Genomic DNA, 17,151 nt, shown 5'->3' with positions numbered 1-17,151 from the left:
CAAAGAAAGCGCCTGCGGCAGTTAGTGAGGCACTACGGCGTCACCAACTGTCACAGGCACTAGCAAGTTGTTACGTACTACTACAGCCTAAGGGCATGAAATTAGATGCGGGCCCAGCCCTCCTGCCCGGCTGGGCCGCGTAGGAGCGCGTAGCCACTCGCGCGGCCCAGCACTACCACGGGCGTGCGCGCCGGCCAGGCGCCCAGCGCAGCCGCCACGGGTGCCGGCTGAGCCTGAATCTCGACCTCGGCGGGCAGCGTGAGGCGGCGTAGGGGCTGCGCTGCGGCTACGCCACGGGTAGCCACGTAGCCGCGGCGGCCATCGGGCAGCTCTACCCGCAGGCGCTCGCGCTGCTGGCCCAGCACACGCAGGGGCGTGCTGCTAGCTAATGGCTCATTGCGGAGGCCAGCTAGCTTGAGTTGCTTGTCGGGCTTGGTGCTGCGGGGCCGCACCCACTGCCCTAGGTACTCGCCGGCCGAGACGGGCAGGGCCGCCGGCACGGGGTCGGCGCGGTGCAGGTAGGGCCAGGGGTCTACGGCGCCGCGGCCGCTCTGGTAGATGCCAAAGTGCAGGTGCGGTACCGTAGTGCGGGCATTGCCAGTGTTGCCCACCAGCCCTAGGGTATCGCCGGGGCGCACGTGCTGGCCCGCCTGCACCAGTTGGCGGTCGAGGTGGGCGTAGTAGAGGTGCTGGCCGGTGGCGGCATCGAGCAGCCACACCACGCGGCCTCCTATTTTGGTGTCACCGACCCGCGTGATAACCCCGGCCGCGGCCGCCACGGCGGGCGTGCCGCGCGGCGCAAAGATGTCGATGCCCTCGTGGCGGCGGGCCCCGCCGTCGCGCTCGGCGCCCCAGAAGCTGCCCACGGCCTGGTCGCCGCGCCCACGCACCGGAAAATTGCTTAGGCTAGGCTCGCGCCACAGGCGCAGGGTGTAGCGCCCGGCTGCCAGCAGCTCGGCTTGCACGCGCAGCAGGTGCTGCCCACTGGCCTCGACGCGGTAGCGCAGGTCGAGGGTGCCGGCCGTGGTGTCGGTGGCCGTCCACTTCACGAGCTCGGGCTGCTGGCCGGGCGCGGGGGCAAAAGCATCGACAAACACGCGGGCTGGGGCCACGCCCGGCTGCAAGCTTAGGCGCACGTGCACCTGTTCGCCGGCCACCACCTGGTAGCGGTAGCTAGCAGCCGTGGGCTGGTCGGCCCGAAAGAACCCGGTTTCGAGCACGGGCAGCGACACTACCAGCGAGTCGCGCAGGGCTTGGTCGGCGGCGGCTCGCCAGCGCTGCCCTAGGGCGGCGTCGCGTAGTCCAGCCCGGTCGAGGGCCCGGGCGTAGTCTTCGTGCGGAGTGGTTTTTTGAAACAGCGTGGTCAGCGTTTGCGACGTGCTGCAGCTGCTGAGGACTACTAGCAACGCTAGCAGCAAGCCGCCAACCCGGCGCGTGCCGAAGGCGGTAGGTAACGAAAAGGGCATAGCGACCCAACACGCGCCGCCGCGGGCAAGTTCGGGAAAAGCTGGCCGCCACGGCGGGCGCCTTGCCTACTTTTGCGGCCCTATACTCACCTAGCTTCCCACCCGTGTCTCCGTCTCCTTTAGTGCTCACCGAGTGCCCCCGCGATGCCATGCAGGGCCTCGCCGATTTTATTCCGACGGCCACCAAAACGGCCTACCTCCAACAGCTGTTGGCAGTGGGCTTCGACGTGCTCGATTTTGGCTCGTTCGTGTCGCCCAAGGCTATTCCGCAGCTGCGCGATACGGCCGAGGTGTTGGCTGGCCTCGACCTCAGCCGCACGCGCACTAAGCTGCTAGCCATTGTGGCCAACCAGCGCGGGGCCGAGCAGGCCGCCAGCTACCCCGAAATCAGCTACCTAGGCTTTCCGCTGTCAGTAAGCGAAACCTTCCAGCGCCGCAATACCAACCAAACCCTACCCCAGGCCCGCGCCGACGTGGCCGCCATGCACGCCCTTTGCGAGAGCCGCGGCAAAACGCTGGTCGTGTACCTCTCCATGGGCTTCGGCAACCCCTACGGCGACCCCTGGAGCCCTGCCCTGGTGGCCGACTTCACAGCCGAGCTAGCGGCGCTGGGCATCCGCATCGTGGCCCTGTCCGATACCATCGGGGCGGCCACGCCCGCACTTATTGCGCCCCTATTCAAGGAGTTGATTCCGGCTTTTCCACAAATCGAGTTTGGGGCGCACCTGCATACCACGCCGACTACCTGGCAAGCTAATGTGCAGGCCGCCTACGAGGCCGGCTGCCGCCGCTTCGACAGCGCCCTAGGTGGCATTGGTGGCTGCCCCATGGCGGCCGACACGCTCACCGGCAACTTGGCTACCGAAAACCTGCTAGCGTTTTTGGAAACGCAGGGAGAGCCGCTAAGCATTGATAAGGCAGCGTTTCAACAAGCACAGGCGCTTAGCCAGCAAGTGTTTGTTACCTGTTAGCCGTGAGCTAGTAGACCCGTTCCTAAGATAAGCAGAAAGAGAGCCCGAGTCATGCAGAGCGCAGCGAAGCATCTCGCGTGGCGCAGTAAACCTAGGTGTATGGTTTTACTGCGCCACGCGAGATGCTTCGCTGCGCTCTGCATGACTCGAGGTTATAAAAAATAATTTTAAGAACAAGTCTGGTAACTAACAGTCAATAGCCAAAGGCCAATAGCTACTTACCTGCCACCTAGGGCCACGTACTCGGCCACCAGCGCTAGCGAGTGGGCGGGGCATTCCCAGTCAATCTGGCTGAGGCGCCAGCGTGCTAGCCAGCGCGTTTGGGGGTAGTAGTTGAGCAGCGGCGCAATGCAGAAGTAGAGGCCGCGGCTGCGTTGTTCTAGCTCGGCCAGCGACCAGGCGGGGTCGAGCAGAGGGGTAGGTTGCTCACCTAGGCGCAAAAGGGTGCTGGCCAGCAGTATTTTATCCATGAAGGCCGGTGCGGTAGCCAACAGCTGCGGCAAGTCGCGGCGCAGGGTGGCGCGGGCCTCGGCTAGCTGCGGTAGCTCGGCCTCGGCGAGCAGGCGCCCCACGTGGTAGGCGATGAGTGGCGCCGTGGCATAGTAGGCCGATACATCGAGCGGGCGGCGGCGATATTCGCCCGAAGCGATGGTCCAGTTGATGAAAGCCAAGCTGTCCTCATCAAACTCATTGAGCGGCAACCCTGTGCGCACGGCCCACAGCATGCCATTAGACAAGGTGCTGGCATCCATGTCAATGGGCATGCGCTCGCCAAACCAGGCCGAGTAAACTTTCTTGCGCCGAAACGCCCTAGGGCCGGTGGCGGCCCAGCCCTTCACGGTGTTGGCGTGGGCTTGTAGTTTGGCTTTGAGCCAGCGGTTTTCGGCGTCGGAGCGCGGGTTGCTCAAATACGCTAGCGAGGTCGAGTCGAGGTCGTCGGGGGCCGCAAAGTGCCGGGTGCGGTGCAGCAAGTAGCCATGCGGAAAGTGCTGCTTGGGCCGGGGCGGGTAGAAGTTATAAGTGGCCTGCCCGCTCTTGCTTTGGTACAGCGGATAGATAGCCAGCGCTTTAGTCGCAATGTCATCTACCACCACTTGGCTCGCCGCGGGCAGATGCGCCCGCATTTCGCGCAGCGTAAACACGATGAGCGACGTGAAAAAGCCGTTCGTGTCGAGGCGCCGGTAGCCCAGCGCCTTCTTCCAGCGCAAGCTCGGGAATAAGCCTGCTGGGTAATACTGGTCGCCAGTAGCTTGCAGCGCCGCAATGCGGGCGATGAGTTGGGCTAGGAGGGAAGCGCGAAAGTCGTCGGCCATGAGGAAGGCTACAAAAATACGCGCCGCCCGGCCCTAGGGTAGCTGCTCGACCTCCACGCGGCGGTTGCGCACATCGGGCGAGGGGTAGAGCGGGCGGCTGTCGCCGTAGCCGATGGTTTCGAGGCGAGCGGCGGCCACGCCGGCTTTTACTAGGTAGGCCTTTACGGCCGTGGCACGCTGCTCCGAGAGCACTTGGTTTTTGCCCGGCTCGCCGATGCGGTCGGTGTGGCCCGCCACGCGCAGGCGCAGCGCCGGATTGGCCCGCAAATCGGCCGCCAGCTTATCCAGGGCCGGGCTCGACTCGGGCAGTAGTTCAGCTTTGCCCAGCTTAAAGAGCACCTTAGGCAGCACCACGGGAGCGGGCGCGGCGGGCGCCGGCGGGACCGCCGCTACCGGCGGCGCCGAGGGGGCAGCGGCGGGCAGTGAGTCGACCGATGCTGGTGGGGGCGGAGGCGGGGGCGCCGGGGCTGCGGGCGGCGCAGACCGGCGCGTTTTGGTGGCACCCACTACCTGAATGGTGATGGGCACTACGGGACTTTCGGCGCTGGGATAGTAGCCCTGGGTAAGGTAAAAAGTGGTGGCTTTGGTGAGCTTGGTGCGGTAAGTATTGCCCGTGTTCACGGGCTGCTTTAGCTCGGCGTCGGCAAACCAGCGCACATCGCGGCCCGACACGCGCAGCGTGCTGAGCGCGCCCGCCGTGACGGTAGCAGCCGACTTGAGCTTGACGCGGTAAAAAGTAAAATCGCCAGTGTCGCAGTCGTGCACGGGGCGGTAGGTGGCGTGGCCAGTCAGCTTTTCCTGGGCGGCGTCGTAGGTGAAGGTGATGGCCCCCGCGCACCAGTAACTGTTAGGCGTCTGCCCGGTTTCGCTTAGCTTGCGCACGTGGGTGAGCTGCAAGCTATTAGCCGTGCGGGTGCCTTTCATCTGGAAGTTGACGGTGATGTAATCCTGCCCGCCTACTTCTTGGTACAGTACGCCAAATAGGTTGTTGTCAGTGCCTTGTAGGCGCAGCACTACTGGCCAATAGCGTGGGTCATCGGCCAAGGTTTCTACCCCCTGCCAGGCGCCGGCCAGCGAAGGCGCTTGGGCATGTGCCGCCTCCGCCAGCAGAAGTAAGCTAGCGGTATACAAAAAACCACTTTTCATGTGCCTAAAATACTACTAGGGCGCATAGTGCGCCAAGCAGCAGTAGCACCGGCCACGCCCGCAAGGCTGCCCTAGGTAAGTGCTTGCTGCCAGCGTGGGTCTTACCACCCAAGCACTGGTGCTCGGGTGGTAAGACCCACCGGAGATACCTAGCCCAGCCGCCGCTGAAACTCATCCAGAAACAGCCCTACGTGGTAGCCATCGGCCAGGCCGTGGTGCACGTTTACCGACACGGGCATGAGCGTAGCGGCGCCTTCCTGATAGGTTTGGCCCACCGAAATCTTGGGCATGCTGTCGGGGTGCGAAAAGCTGCGGGCGTGGGTGAGGCCGCTGAAGCGCACCCACGGAATAGCCGAAAAGTGAATGACATCGAGCCGGGCGGTATTGGAGCTCAGGCACAAGCCTGGGCTGGCCTGCATGGCCGCTATTTCGGCTTTGGCGGCTTGCACAAAAGCCCCTAGGTCGTCGTGCAGCTCGATAAAGGAAAAGCCAAACGTATGGTCGGGCCGCCCGATGGTGGCCGAGGCGTGAATGCGGTCGTAGGTGTACACTTGCCCGTCTTCGATGCGGTAGCGCAGCGCTTCTACCTGGTTGACGGCCTGCAACGCTTGGTAGAGGTAGTACAGAAAAAATGGTACCCCTAGGCGCTTGGCTTCGGCCAGGGCAGAGGTGCAATCGACGTTTGCCACCAACCCAAAGAAGGGCTCCTCGAAGCAGGAGAAAAACTCGAAATGTTCGCGCCGGTTCCAGTCGGCTAGGTTCAGCAGGTGTTTCATAGCGGCAAAGGTCGGCAGCGCCGGTGACCGGTTTTCGCGGGTTCTGTTTCGTTCTTTGTTGTGCAGTCGCGCCGCGCTGGGGCCTGCTACCTGCTAGTTGCTAACCTATACCTGTAATGCTCATTGCCTTCGACGCCGACGATACCCTGTGGCCCAATCAGCCGCACTTTGATGAGGTAGAGGCCGCGTTCTTCAACATCTTGGCTCACTGCGGCGACCCCGCCACGCTGCACCCGCAGCTCTACGCTGTGCAGCGGCGCAACATGGCGCTGTATGGCTACGGTGCCAAAGCCCTGACGCTCTCGCTAATAGAAACCGCCATCCAACTCACCAATGGGGCCGTGACGAGCGCCGATATTCAGCAACTGCTCGACCTAGGTAAGGATTTGCTGCGCTTTCGCATTGAGCTGCTGCCGGGCGTGGCCGAGGTGCTGCCCGCCCTGCGCCTGCGTGGCCACCACCTGATGCTGCTCACCAAGGGCGACCTTTTCGACCAGGAAAGCAAGCTGGCCCGCTCGGGCCTCGGCGACTTGTTTGACCACGTGGAAGTGGTGAGTGAAAAAGACGAGCCCACCTACCAGCGGCTCTTCCGGCGCCACCACGCCACGCCCGAAAACTTCGTGATGATTGGCAACTCGCTCAAGTCTGATGTGCTGCCCGTGGCGCGCCTGGGCTACCGGGCCATCCACGTGCCCTACCACGCTACTTGGGTACACGAGATGGTAGCTGACAGCGAGCTGGTTGGGATTGATTTTCAGAAAATAAGCCACTTGGCCGAAGTGCTCGATTTGCTGCCCTAGGTGGTGCCAAAAGCCCGGCTACTTCCCCTGCTGGGCCGCCCTGATTTTTTGCGCTACCTCCACCATCGGCGCGATGTAGATGTCTTTTTCGTGCGCCTTGAGGTAGCGTAGCAGCTGGCGGTGCGCGCCTAGGTCCACGTTGAGCGAATGGCCGCCGCCTACGCCGTGAAACAGAAACACCAGCAGCGTGTGCGATTGCTGCGCCTGCTTCACGAGGTCAATCAAGTATTTGCCGTTTTGGCCATTAATCATGTAGCTGTCCACATTGTCGAGCTGCACCTGCGCGGCCGTTTGCAAGCCGCTCGTGACGCCGCGGGCGGCCACGAAGTCAGTTTTGAGCTGGTCGTAGAAACGGACGCCGCCAATCTGGCGGTCGCCGCAGGGGTAGGCGAAGGTGCGCGCCGTTTTGCCGTCGATGGCGTTGAGCAGCGTATTCATGGCGCGGATTTCACTCACGGCCCGGCTCACCGTGTACTTGCTGAGGTCGTTGTCGGGCGTCACGAAGCTGCGGCCGGGCAGGCTACCGTCGCAGGGGTGTATCAGGGCGTGGTTGCCGAGCTCGTGCCCGCGCTGGGCGGCCTTGCGCCACTCGGGCAGGCGCTTGCTCAGGGCCGGTGCCGAGCCGATGAGGTAAAAGGTGCCCCGCAGGTGGAGGGAGTCTAGGGCTGGCACGGCATTGTCTAGGTCTACATCTACGGCATCGTCGTAGGTGAGCACCACGGCGCATTGCTTGTTGTTCCACACCGCCGCAGGGCTGGTTTGGGCGGTGGCAGTGCGGTGGCCGAGTAGGAGGGTAGTGGCGAGGGCTAGGTGGGTAGTAAGACGCATAGGCGAACTTAGGCAGAGAACTGCGAGTAAGCCGGCTAGCGCGAGCGGGGCGCTCGGCCCACCGCGCCAGTTTAGGCGCCCTAGGGCCCCTAAATGCGGCTACGTATAAGCCCGGCCAACATAGAGTGCCGCATTGGTCAGGCCAACCTTTAGCGTGCGTCGGCAGTTCTGGTAACTTATAAGCCTGCTCAAAATGGAAAATAGCACTAGCGCTGCCCGCACCCGGCCCTACGTAATCGCGTGGGTGTTTTCGCTCCTTTTTTACTTTCTGGAGTATGCGGTGCGGTCGGGGCCGGCGGTGATGATACCCGAGCTGGCGCGCACGTTTGGGGTCGATACGGTGGGGGTGGGGGCCATTCTAGGCACGTACTACTACACTTATTCGGTAGCGGGGCTAGTAGCCGGCGTTGCGCTCGACCGCACCGGCGCCAAGTACGCGCTGCCGGCCGGCATTGCTATTGTGGCGCTGGGCTGCCTGCTATTTGCGCTGCCCGGCGCGACGGCCGGCAACAGCGGCCGGCTGCTACAAGGCGCGGGCTCGGCGTTTGCCTTCACGGGCTCGGTGTATCTGGCTTCGCGCGGGTTTCAGGCGCGGTCGTTGGCCACGGCCATCGGCGCCACGCAGTGCCTAGGTATGCTGGGCGGCGCGCTGGGCCAGTCGGCGGTGGGCCCACTCATTCACCACGGGTTCGATGTGCGCCTGTTTTGGGTGCTGATGGGCCTGGCCAACCTAGCCACTGGCATGGCGCTGTACTTCATTACCCCCAACGATGCCCGCACCCAGGCCCAGCAGCCCGCGGCGCAAGGCGGCCTGCTGGCACCCTACAAAATCGTGTTTAGCAATCCGCAGTCGTATTTGTGCGGGTTGGTAGCGGGCCTGCTGTTTGCGCCCACCACCATTTTTGCCATGAACTGGGGCGTGGCCGCCTTGCAGCAAGACCAGCAAATGAGCTACGCCGCCGCCACCTGGGCCTGCTCGATGGTGCCGCTGGGCTGGGTAGTGGGCTGCCCTGCCCTAGGGTGGCTCGCCGACCGCCTAGGCCGCCGCAAGCCGGCGCTGCTGCTAGGAGCCAGTGGTATGGTCCTGATAGGCTTGCAGCAACTTTTTCTGCCCACGCTGCTGCCGCTCTACCTCAGTTTGCTGCTGTTTGGCGTCGCCTCAGGCGCGGCCATGATTCCGTATTCCATCATCAAAGAAGCCAACCCCGACCACGTGAAAGGCAGCGCCACCGGGGCCATGAACTTCCTGACCTTCGGCGTATCGGCGCTGCTGGGGCCGCTCTTTGCCCGCTTCTACGGCCAGAGCCTGGGCCATACGGCTGACCCCAGCGCGCACTTCCAGGAGGGCGGCCTGTTTTGGATAGCGTGCACCAGCCTAGCCATTTTGGCGAGTTTGCTGCTGCGCGAAACGGGGTCGGCGGCGGCGGCAGCTCCTGCGGGTACTGGCCAGAAACCCGTGCTGGTGTGCGTCTAGGTGCCGCCAGCACGGGCCAGCCGCTAGTTGCCCAGTCGGAAGTCGGTTACGCTGTTTTGCGTCAGGCTAATGTCTTCGAAGTAGTTAGTGGTGCCTGTGTCGATGGGGCACTGCGAGCTAACGCCGGCCCACAGCTCGGCGGGATAGTCATTTTTGTAGAGGCGCACCAGTTGCCAGGTTTTCTTATCAAGCGAGTAGTAGCTAGCCACGGTATGCGTATCCGATGAGATTTTCAGGTACGCCGTCGGGGTTTTTACAATGTCGTGGTTGTTGTCGTCGGAGGTACCTAGGGTGCGCACCGACACGATGCGGTGATTGCCACGCTCGTCTTGCTCGAAGCAGTGCTTTTGCCAGCGCCGGTCGTTTACGTACACGTAGAGCACGCCCGCGTTGTAAAGACCCTTGGCCGTGAAGCCGGGCGTTACTTTAGCCACCAGCGTAAAGGGCTTAGTATTATCGACTTTTGCCAGCAGGATAGGGGCGGTGTTGTTAGAAAGCTTGTTATCGTTGGGGTCGCAGAAAAAGTCCTTTTTTGCACCCACCCGAAACGCCATCCGGCCTTGGGCATCGGTCTTAGTCAAGGTATCGGCCCCATTTACAGCCTTAGTAAAGTGAATGCCAGCCAGCTTGATGTCGCAGGGCCGGCCGCTTACGCGGGCGGTATCGGCCGCCGCACTAAGGCTGGCCGTGGGTGCGGTAGCAGTTGCCGTGTCGGGGGCTTTATGTTCAGCGCAACTGCCCAGCAGTAGGAGGCCGGCTAGAGCCAGAACTGTAGAATAAGTAAGTTGCATAGGCTTCGGGGCTTTGCTAGGTGAGGTTGCGATGAAGCAGTAAACCTAAGCCGAAATAAATGGGGTGAGCGTAAGAGCCGTCGCTCAACTTGGCGCCAGTTCGGCTAGCGCCCGGTGCTACCATTGAGCAAAAAGGCTGTCACTGCTACACAGCAGTCGGTCACGACGACTCGCCTAGGTTCAGCGCTTTCCTATATATGCTGCTGAGTGATGCACTAGTAAGTAGCGGCGCGGTGTAATGCTTGGCGCTGAGTAGCGATAGAAGGAGCGCTAGTCCGAAGAGACCAATTTTGGCCTTCCGCCGCTTGTTAAGTTTGATTTCAGGCCTGCTTGCGTTGGTGGATTAGCTAGTATTTTTCTGCCCCAAATTACCTTACTCAACCGCACGCTATTCCTTCCTTTACGCCATGAGCAACCTGCTGCAATTCGTTGCCAACTACGATGACCTGTCTACGGACAAAGGCTACCAGTTTAAGTTTCACTGCGATAAGTGCCGCAATGGCTACATGTCGCGCTACCAAACCAGCACCATCGGCATGGCGGGCAGCTTGTTGAATGCAGCGGGCAGCATTTTCGGCGGCTTCTTCAACGAAGCCGGCAACGCCGCTTACCAGATGCAGCGGGCCGTGGGCGGCAAAGCCCACGATGAGGCCCTGGCCGTGGCAGTGCAGGAGGGTAAGCAGCACTTCAAGCAATGCACCCGCTGCGGCCAGTGGGTGTGCCCCGAAGTGTGTTGGAACCATCAGGCTGGCCTCTGTGAAAGCTGCGCCCCCGACGAGCAGGAGGAGCTATCGGCCCAGCAGGCCCGCGCCACCAGCGAGCAGATTTACACCAAAACCCGCGCGCAGGACTACACCCAAAACATTGATTTCTTGAACCGCGGGGGCATTTCGCAGTGCGCTAATTGCCATTCCAAGCTCAGCCCCGGCCAAAAATTCTGCAGCTCGTGCGGCACGGCCGCCGCGTCGGCGTCGGCCGCGGGTAAGTTTTGCAGTGGCTGTGGCAGCAGCATCAAAGCCGACCAGCGGTTTTGCAACGAGTGCGGCCAGAAGCAATAACGCCGCCAGCTGCCCTAGGTCGGTAATCGAGTGGCCTAGGGCAGCTAAGGCAACTACCCGTGGAAGTGCCAGAAGGCCCATTGCCGACTAGGCAGGAGGGAAAGATGAAGAACAGGTAAGTACAGGCAAGTACGTCAAAATGATGACAGTACTTTTCGGCACTCAGCCGAGTAAGCACTTACTAACCTTTTCATCTGCCCACCCCGCTCGTAGTATGCGTAACTTCTACCAAATTAGCCGCTTGCTCTGGCTACTGCCCGGCCTAAGTGTGCCCGCCGCCTTTGCTCAGGCGCAAACCCAGGCCCAAGCCCAACGCGTAACCATTACGGGCAAGGTCACGTCGGCCGATGGCAAAGAAGCCTTGCCCGGCGTAACCGTCTTACTAAAAGGCACAAGTAACGGCACCGGTACCGGCCCCGATGGCAGCTACAGCCTGCAAGTGCCGGCCGGTGGGGGCGGGGTGCTCATCTTCTCCTACGTGGGCTACGCCACCCAGGAAGTGCAGATTGCCGGGCAGTCGGTCATTAACCTAGGCCTACAGGGCGAGGCCAAAGGCCTTGACGAAGTAGTGGTGGTCGGCTACGGCTCGCAGAAAAAGAGCGACGTGACCGGCGCCCTCTCGTCGGTGTCGGCCAAGGAAATCCAGCAGGTGCAAACCCAGAACATCACGCAGGCGCTGCAAGGCCGGGCGGCGGGGGTAGACGTAGCCGGGGGCAATTTCCGGCCCGGCGAGGTGCCGGCCATTCGCATTCGGGGCAACCGCTCGGTGCGGGCTTCCAACGAGCCGCTGTACGTGGTCGATGGCATTCCGTTGGCGCAAGGTACTGGCCTAAACGATTTTAACCCGCAGGATATCCAATCGGTCGAAATCCTGAAAGACGCTTCGGCCACGGCCATCTACGGCTCGCGCGGGGCCAACGGGGTTGTGATTGTGACCACCAAACGCGGGCAGGAAGGCAAGTTTTCGATTAACTACAACACTTACTTCAGCGCCGACCGCGCCTCGCGCACGCTAGATTTGTTTGACGGTGGCGGCTTCCTAGAAGTGCAGCGCGAGGCCAATCGCGCCAACGGCACCTATGCGCCGCTTTACGCCGACCCGGCCCGCGACTTTGCGTTGTTCGGCGCCAAGGATTTGAACGCCTGGGAGGGCATCGCCGACGGCTACGAGTGGGTAGACCGCGCCAACCGCGTGGTGGCTGCCCGCCCCACCACCGACGCCGAAAAGGCGCTCTACGGAGCCAGCGTGACGCAGATTCCGATTTATGACGCCAGCAAGGTGCGCACCACCGACTGGCAGAACCTGGCCCTGCGCACGGCCCTCACCCAAAACCACCAGCTCAGCGCCAGCGGCGGCACCGACAAGCTGCGGGCTTCCATGTCAGTGGGGTATCTCAAGCAGAACGGCATTCAGCTAGGCCAGGATTTTGCGCGCTACAACGCCCGCGCTACCCTCGACTTCAAGGTGAACCCCATCGTGACCCTAGGGGCCTCGACCAATGCCAGCCTATCGGTGCAGAACTACGGCCCCGACATCTACGGCCGGGCCGTGGGGCAGCTGCCCTACGCCGTGCCCTACACGCCTGATGGTGCATTTATCACCAACCCTGGCGGTGACCCGCTGATTTTCAATCCGCTGCGCGAGCAAAGCAATGCCTTCAACGAGCGGCGCGTAACGCGTTTCTTCGGCAGCTTTTACGCCGATGTGCAGCTGCCCTTCGTGAAGGGCCTGCGCTACCGCCTGAACGTGGGGCCTGACTTTCGCAACAACCGCACGGGCATTTTCCAGTCGGCGCGGGCCATTGCCCGCGATGCGGGCGGGCCCAACTCGATATCGTATGGGCAATACGACCAGGGGCAGAATTTTACTTATGTAGTGGAAAACCTGCTGTTCTACGACCGGCAGTTTGGCGACAAGCACTCGCTGAGCCTCACGGCGCTGCAAAGCGTGCAGTCCGACCGCGGCGAAGGCTCGTCGGTGAACGCGCTGGACCTGCCCTACGACAGCCAGAAGTGGTACAACCTGAGCTCGACCTACAAGGCGGCGGCCAACGGCTTCAGCAGCTACTACACGGCGCGGTCGCTGGCCTCGTGGATGGGCCGCATCAACTATGGCTACCTCGACCGCTACTTGCTGACGCTGACCGGGCGCGCGGATGGCGCGTCGGTGCTGGCGCCGGGCAATAAATGGAGCTTCTTCCCATCGGTGGCCGTGGCCTGGAAAGTGCAGCAGGAGAACTTCTTGCGCAACGTGGCCGTGGTGAGCGAGCTGAAGCTGCGCGGCGGCTACGGCACCGTGGGCCAGGCCTCGGTAGACCCCTACACCACGGGCGGCACCTTGCAGCAGTCGGCCTACGCCTTCAACGAAACGCCCGCCTACGGCTACTCGCCCACGCCCGGCACGCTGCCCAATACCCTAGGAGGCCTGCCCAACCCCAACCTGCGTTGGGAGCGCACCTCGACCCTGAACCTAGGGGTGGATTTTGGCTTCTTCAAAAACCGCATCACTGGCTCAGTTGAAGTGTACCGCGCCAACACCACCGACCTGCTGCTGCCGCGCGCCCTGCCCGCGGTGAGCGGCGTGGTGAGCATTTTGCAAAACGTAGGTGCCACCCGCAACAGCGGCGTTGAGGTGGGCCTGACGACGGTGAACGTGGAAACGAAAAACTTCCGCTGGAGCACCGACTACGTATTTACCCGCAACAAAGAGGAGTTTGTGAGCCTGGCCTCGGGCGCGGTGAGCGACGTGGGCAACCGCTGGTTTATCGGCCAGCCGCTGGGCGTGTACTACAACTACCAGAACAACGGCATCTGGCAAACCTCGGAGGCCGACCAAGCCAAGGTGTACGGTGCCAAGCCTGGCGAAATTAAGGTAGTGGACCAGGATGGCAACAGCATCATCAACGCCAACGACTTTGTGATACTTGGCTCGAACCGCCCCAAGTGGAGCGGCAGCCTCAACAACACGCTGACGTATAAAGCCTTTGAGCTGAGCTTCCTGGTGTATGCTAGGGTAGGGCAGCTGGTGGCTACTGGCTACTCGCCGGGCCTAGGCGGGCGCTACCCCGGCCTGGCCGTGGACTACTGGACGCCCACCAACCCCAGCAACGAGAACCCGCGCCCGGCCATCGGGCAGGATGCGGCCAAAAACAACTCGGGCTACCCCTTCGTGAGCGGCAGTTTTGTGCGGGTGCGCAACATCTCGCTCACCTACACCGTGCCGCCGGCCATCAGCACCAAGATTCGGGCAAACAACCTAGCCATTTACGTCAACGCAGTCAACCCCTTCCTGTTCACCAAGTTCCGGGGCCTCGACCCCGAAGCCAGCGACATTGGCTCTACCTCGGGCGAACTGGCCCAGGCCCGCAACCTAGGTACCAAAAGCCTCATCGTGGGCCTACGCCTCGGCTTCTAATTCCCACCCACTCCGCTGCTATCTCTCATGAAAATTACCCGTACTTTTCGTACTCTGGGCTTTACGGCGCTGCTTGGGCTGGGCCTGGGCTCGTGCAAAGACTACCTGAAAGAAGAACTGGTTTCGACGCTCACCAACGACTACTTCAGTACCGAGCAGGGGCTGGAAGACCTAGTGAAGTCGAGCTATGAGCAAACTCGCTACAAGTTTGCCAACGAGCACTCCTACGCCATGTTCAACTTTGGGGTAGATGAGCTAACCTACGCCGACCAGATAAACTACTACTGGTGGGATATTTACGATAGCCGCCTCAACTCCTCCGATGGCTTCGTGGACGGCGTGTGGACAGCCGACTACGACGGCATCAACCGCTGCAATATTGGCATTGCGCGCATCCCGGGCATTCAGGGCACTACTACGCTGCGCACCGATGCCCAGAAAAATCAGCGCCTAGGCGAACTGCGCTTTTTGCGCGCCTACTACTACTTTCAGTTAGTGCAGCAGTACGGGGCCATTCCGTTGGTGCTGCAGCCCACCGAGGGCGTGCAGCTCGAGTACACCCGCGCCCCCGTGTCCGATGTGTACCGCGCCATTATCAGCGACTTGCGCTTTGCCGCTACCAACCTAGGGCCAACCACCAGCGACTTTGGGCGGGCCACCCAGGGCGCGGCCCAGCACTACCTAGCTAAGGTGTACCTGACCCGTGGCAGCGCCATCACCGACGTGCGCGGGCAGCGACCTACCGACATCGACAGCGCGGCTTATTACGCCGACCAAGTCATTAGCGGCGGCCGCTACACGCTGGAAAGCGACTACGCCAAGCTGTTCGATATATCGAGCTACACTAACAGTGTGGCCGCCCAAACCAGCAAGGAAATTATCTTCTCGTCGCAGTTTGTGAACGTGCCCGCCCTGGCCGGGCGCTTCGGCAACCGGGTGCACTCGTACTTCACCTTGCAGTACGACACCGAGCCCGGCATGGCCCGCGACCTGCTCAACGACCGTCCGTTTCGGCGCATTATGCCCACCAACTATGCCCTAGACATCTTCGACCGCCGCAACGATTCGCGGTTTTATAAGACAATGAAAACGGCCTGGATTGCCAACAGCGCCACCAACCTGCCCAAGTGGACCGCTGCCAACGCACCCACGCCCGCGCTAGTGGGCCAGCCGAAGTTTGCGGTGGGCGATACGGCGTTTGCGGTCATCGTGAATACGCCGCAAAATCCTGTGCCGCAGTCCCAAATAAACGCCTCGCGCTACGGCATCTTTGCCCGCTACGTGCGCAATGCCGCCGGCACCGTGGTGCTCGGCTACGACCCCACCGGCGCGGTAGGGTTGCGCAACAAGTTTCCGCAGCTTATCAAGTACACCGACCCTTTCCGCACCAGCGCCGCCGATGAGGCCGGTACCAAGGACGGTATCCTAGCCCGCTTCGCGGAAACTTACCTGATTGCTGCGGAGGCCTACGGCCGCAAGGGCGATTACAATAAAGCCTTGCAGTACGTGAACATCGTGCGCCAACGCGCCGCCTACAAGGCCGGCGAGGTGCGCCCCAACGCCAACTACCGCTTTGAAGGCGGCGTGCGCGGCGATGTGAGCAGCACCTACCCGGCCCTCACGGCCACCCAGGCCAGCTTCACCACCAACGACCCCAAGGAGATGTACCCGCCCTCGGTGGGTTCTACGGCCGAGCGCTTTATTCACTTCATCCTGAACGAGCGCACCCGCGAGCTACTCGGCGAGCTGCACCGCTGGGAGGACCTAGCCCGCACCGAAACGCTGGTGGTCCGCACCCGCTACCTCAACCCCGATGCCGTAGCCATCCAGCCCTTCCACAAGCTGCGCCCCATTCCGCAAACGCACCTAGAGCGCATCTCCCGCAACGGCCAGCCCCTGAGCGCCACCGAGCGCCAGGCCGAGCAAAACCCAGGCTACTAAGGATATAGCAGAATTTGAGAGCAGATAAGGCTTGCAAGTATTGCCAGATAATAAGGTAGTAGGAAAGTGTATGAGGGCCTGCGGCAAACCGCCGCGGGCCTTAAAGGTTGCTGCATTGCCGTGCCAACGGCCAGCAGCGCTGACCGGCAGTCGGCCGAATTTGGACAGCTTACCAGAGGTTACCACCACTGCTACCGCCGAGGGGCAAACGACCGCCGAAAGGCGAGGGGAGTGGTATTCGTTTTGGCCTTGAACAGCTGGCTAAACGACTGGGCATGTTCAAACCCCAGTTCGTAGGCAATCTCGCCTACCGACAGGCTAGTGACGGCTAGGCGCTCCTTCGCCCGCTCAATCAGCCGGTGGTGGATGTGTTGCTGGGCGTTCTGGCCGGTCAGCGAGCGTAGCATGTCGCTTAGGTAGCTCGGGGTCAGGTTTACTTGCGCCGCTAGGTAGTGCACGGTGGGCAGGCCCTGCACGAGTGGTTGCTGGGCCTCGAAATAGGCATCTAGCAGCTCATCAATCTGCTGGAGCAGCAGGCGGTTGGCCGGGCGCCGGGTCAGGAACTGCCGCTGGTAAAAGCGCTGGGCATAGGTTAGCAGCAGGTCGAGCTGCGCTAGTAGTACTTCCTGGCTCAGGTCGTCGAGCCGGTTGCTTAGCTCTTCCTCCATGCTGGCAAACAGGGCCACTAGGGTGGCTTTCTCCTTGTCGGAGAGGTGCAAGGCTTCGTTGGTGGCGTAGGAAAAGAAGCCATGCTGCTTGATGGTTTTGGCCAGCGGGTAGCCCAGGAGAAAGTCGGGGTGAACTAGCAGCACCGTGCCGCTTTGGCAGCCGCTATCCTGCGCGCTGCCCAGGAGCTGGTTGGGGGCTGCCAGCAGCAAGCTGCCCTCCGTAAAGTCGTAGTGGCCCTGGCCGTAAGCCAGTTGGCCGGCCCCGGTTTTGAGGGCAATCTTATAAAAGCTGAGCACGTGGGGCTCCTGCGTTGCTGCTCCCTGCACCGGGTGGGCCGCGGCGTCGAGCAGGCTGATGAGCGGGTGCTGGGGCTGGGGCAGGCCCAGCGCTTGGTGGGCCTCGGCGAGGGAGTTAAACCGCAGCGGACTGGTTTCTGATTTTTTCATGGGGCAGCCGAAAGCCACCAGCGCCGGGCAGGAAAGCCTCACGTCGCTGGTGGCTGC

The 17,151-nt window shown here is 62.1% G+C and carries 13 protein-coding genes; 6 read left to right on the top strand and 7 right to left on the bottom strand.

Going from position 1 to position 17,151, the window contains the following annotated elements:
* Positions 1-101 precede the first annotated feature (101 nt).
* On the bottom strand, positions 102-1,466 hold the full coding sequence (locus FNT36_RS02295) for a M23 family metallopeptidase (protein ID WP_144843756.1): 1,365 nt from the start codon (positions 1,464-1,466) through the stop codon (positions 102-104).
* A gap of 149 nt (positions 1,467-1,615) precedes the next feature.
* Between FNT36_RS02295 and FNT36_RS02290 the strand changes: the two genes are divergently transcribed.
* The gene (locus tag FNT36_RS02290) at positions 1,616-2,437 is read left to right on the top strand and encodes a hydroxymethylglutaryl-CoA lyase (protein ID WP_144845623.1); all 822 of its coding nucleotides are present in this window, start codon (positions 1,616-1,618) and stop codon (positions 2,435-2,437) included.
* Between the two features lie 218 nt (positions 2,438-2,655).
* On the opposite strand, the gene FNT36_RS02285 is transcribed toward FNT36_RS02290, so the two are convergent.
* From FNT36_RS02285 to FNT36_RS02275, 3 genes are all read right to left on the bottom strand, one after another.
* Complete coding sequence (locus FNT36_RS02285; protein WP_144843753.1) at positions 2,656-3,750, bottom strand: hypothetical protein; 1,095 nt, start codon at positions 3,748-3,750, stop codon at positions 2,656-2,658.
* A gap of 33 nt (positions 3,751-3,783) precedes the next feature.
* On the bottom strand, positions 3,784-4,896 hold the full coding sequence (locus tag FNT36_RS02280) for an OmpA family protein (protein ID WP_144843749.1): 1,113 nt from the start codon (positions 4,894-4,896) through the stop codon (positions 3,784-3,786).
* Between the two features lie 149 nt (positions 4,897-5,045).
* Positions 5,046-5,672 (bottom strand): chloramphenicol acetyltransferase, encoded by a 627-nt coding sequence (locus FNT36_RS02275; RefSeq protein WP_144843746.1) that lies wholly within the window; start codon positions 5,670-5,672, stop codon positions 5,046-5,048.
* A gap of 116 nt (positions 5,673-5,788) precedes the next feature.
* Between FNT36_RS02275 and FNT36_RS02270 the strand changes: the two genes are divergently transcribed.
* The gene (locus FNT36_RS02270) at positions 5,789-6,472 is read left to right on the top strand and encodes an HAD family hydrolase (protein ID WP_144843743.1); all 684 of its coding nucleotides are present in this window, start codon (positions 5,789-5,791) and stop codon (positions 6,470-6,472) included.
* An 18-nt stretch (positions 6,473-6,490) separates the two neighbouring features.
* Here the strand turns inward: FNT36_RS02270 and FNT36_RS02265 are convergent, their stop codons facing one another.
* On the bottom strand, positions 6,491-7,300 hold the full coding sequence (locus tag FNT36_RS02265) for a polysaccharide deacetylase family protein (protein ID WP_144843740.1): 810 nt from the start codon (positions 7,298-7,300) through the stop codon (positions 6,491-6,493).
* A 193-nt stretch (positions 7,301-7,493) separates the two neighbouring features.
* Between FNT36_RS02265 and FNT36_RS02260 the strand changes: the two genes are divergently transcribed.
* Positions 7,494-8,774, top strand: a complete 1,281-nt coding sequence (locus tag FNT36_RS02260) for an MFS transporter (protein ID WP_144843737.1) — start codon at positions 7,494-7,496, stop codon at positions 8,772-8,774.
* Between the two features lie 23 nt (positions 8,775-8,797).
* On the opposite strand, the gene FNT36_RS02255 is transcribed toward FNT36_RS02260, so the two are convergent.
* The gene (locus FNT36_RS02255; RefSeq protein WP_144843734.1) at positions 8,798-9,565 is read right to left on the bottom strand and encodes a DUF1349 domain-containing protein; all 768 of its coding nucleotides are present in this window, start codon (positions 9,563-9,565) and stop codon (positions 8,798-8,800) included.
* A 407-nt stretch (positions 9,566-9,972) separates the two neighbouring features.
* Here FNT36_RS02255 and FNT36_RS02250 point away from each other — a divergent pair, with 407 nt between their 5' ends.
* The 3 genes from FNT36_RS02250 (at position 9,973) to FNT36_RS02240 (ending at position 15,979) form a co-directional block, all read left to right on the top strand.
* Positions 9,973-10,623: a zinc ribbon domain-containing protein gene (locus FNT36_RS02250; protein ID WP_144843731.1), complete on the top strand. Its 651-nt coding sequence runs from the start codon at positions 9,973-9,975 to the stop codon at positions 10,621-10,623.
* 214 nt (positions 10,624-10,837) lie between these two features.
* Complete coding sequence (locus FNT36_RS02245) at positions 10,838-14,038, top strand: SusC/RagA family TonB-linked outer membrane protein (protein ID WP_233635612.1); 3,201 nt, start codon at positions 10,838-10,840, stop codon at positions 14,036-14,038.
* 27 nt (positions 14,039-14,065) lie between these two features.
* Positions 14,066-15,979 (top strand): RagB/SusD family nutrient uptake outer membrane protein, encoded by a 1,914-nt coding sequence (locus FNT36_RS02240; RefSeq protein ID WP_144843725.1) that lies wholly within the window; start codon positions 14,066-14,068, stop codon positions 15,977-15,979.
* A gap of 191 nt (positions 15,980-16,170) precedes the next feature.
* Here the strand turns inward: FNT36_RS02240 and FNT36_RS02235 are convergent, their stop codons facing one another.
* Positions 16,171-17,094: a helix-turn-helix domain-containing protein gene (locus FNT36_RS02235; protein ID WP_144843723.1), complete on the bottom strand. Its 924-nt coding sequence runs from the start codon at positions 17,092-17,094 to the stop codon at positions 16,171-16,173.
* Positions 17,095-17,151 lie beyond the last annotated feature (57 nt).

Source organism: Hymenobacter setariae, from assembly GCF_007713685.1.
GTDB lineage: Bacteria > Bacteroidota > Bacteroidia > Cytophagales > Hymenobacteraceae > Hymenobacter > Hymenobacter setariae.
Note: the sequence above shows the minus strand (reverse complement) of the source record. Positions and strands in the feature narration are given on the sequence as shown.

Excerpts from the sequence above, each read along its gene's own strand:
- FNT36_RS02235 (WP_144843723.1), bottom strand. The coding sequence starts at position 17,094 with ATGAAAAAATCAGAAACCAGTCCGCTGCGGTTTAACTCCCTCGCCGAG.
- FNT36_RS02240 (WP_144843725.1), top strand. The coding sequence starts at position 14,066 with ATGAAAATTACCCGTACTTTTCGTACTCTGGGCTTTACGGCGCTGCTT.
- FNT36_RS02245 (WP_233635612.1), top strand. The coding sequence starts at position 10,838 with ATGCGTAACTTCTACCAAATTAGCCGCTTGCTCTGGCTACTGCCCGGC.
- FNT36_RS02255 (WP_144843734.1), bottom strand. The coding sequence starts at position 9,565 with ATGCAACTTACTTATTCTACAGTTCTGGCTCTAGCCGGCCTCCTACTG.
- FNT36_RS02260 (WP_144843737.1), top strand. The coding sequence starts at position 7,494 with ATGGAAAATAGCACTAGCGCTGCCCGCACCCGGCCCTACGTAATCGCG.
- FNT36_RS02280 (WP_144843749.1), bottom strand. The coding sequence starts at position 4,896 with ATGAAAAGTGGTTTTTTGTATACCGCTAGCTTACTTCTGCTGGCGGAG.
- FNT36_RS02270 (WP_144843743.1), top strand. The coding sequence starts at position 5,789 with ATGCTCATTGCCTTCGACGCCGACGATACCCTGTGGCCCAATCAGCCG.
- FNT36_RS02250 (WP_144843731.1), top strand. The coding sequence starts at position 9,973 with ATGAGCAACCTGCTGCAATTCGTTGCCAACTACGATGACCTGTCTACG.
- FNT36_RS02285 (WP_144843753.1), bottom strand. The coding sequence starts at position 3,750 with ATGGCCGACGACTTTCGCGCTTCCCTCCTAGCCCAACTCATCGCCCGC.
- FNT36_RS02275 (WP_144843746.1), bottom strand. The coding sequence starts at position 5,672 with ATGAAACACCTGCTGAACCTAGCCGACTGGAACCGGCGCGAACATTTC.
- FNT36_RS02290 (WP_144845623.1), top strand. The coding sequence starts at position 1,616 with ATGCAGGGCCTCGCCGATTTTATTCCGACGGCCACCAAAACGGCCTAC.
- FNT36_RS02295 (WP_144843756.1), bottom strand. The coding sequence starts at position 1,466 with ATGCCCTTTTCGTTACCTACCGCCTTCGGCACGCGCCGGGTTGGCGGC.
- FNT36_RS02265 (WP_144843740.1), bottom strand. The coding sequence starts at position 7,300 with ATGCGTCTTACTACCCACCTAGCCCTCGCCACTACCCTCCTACTCGGC.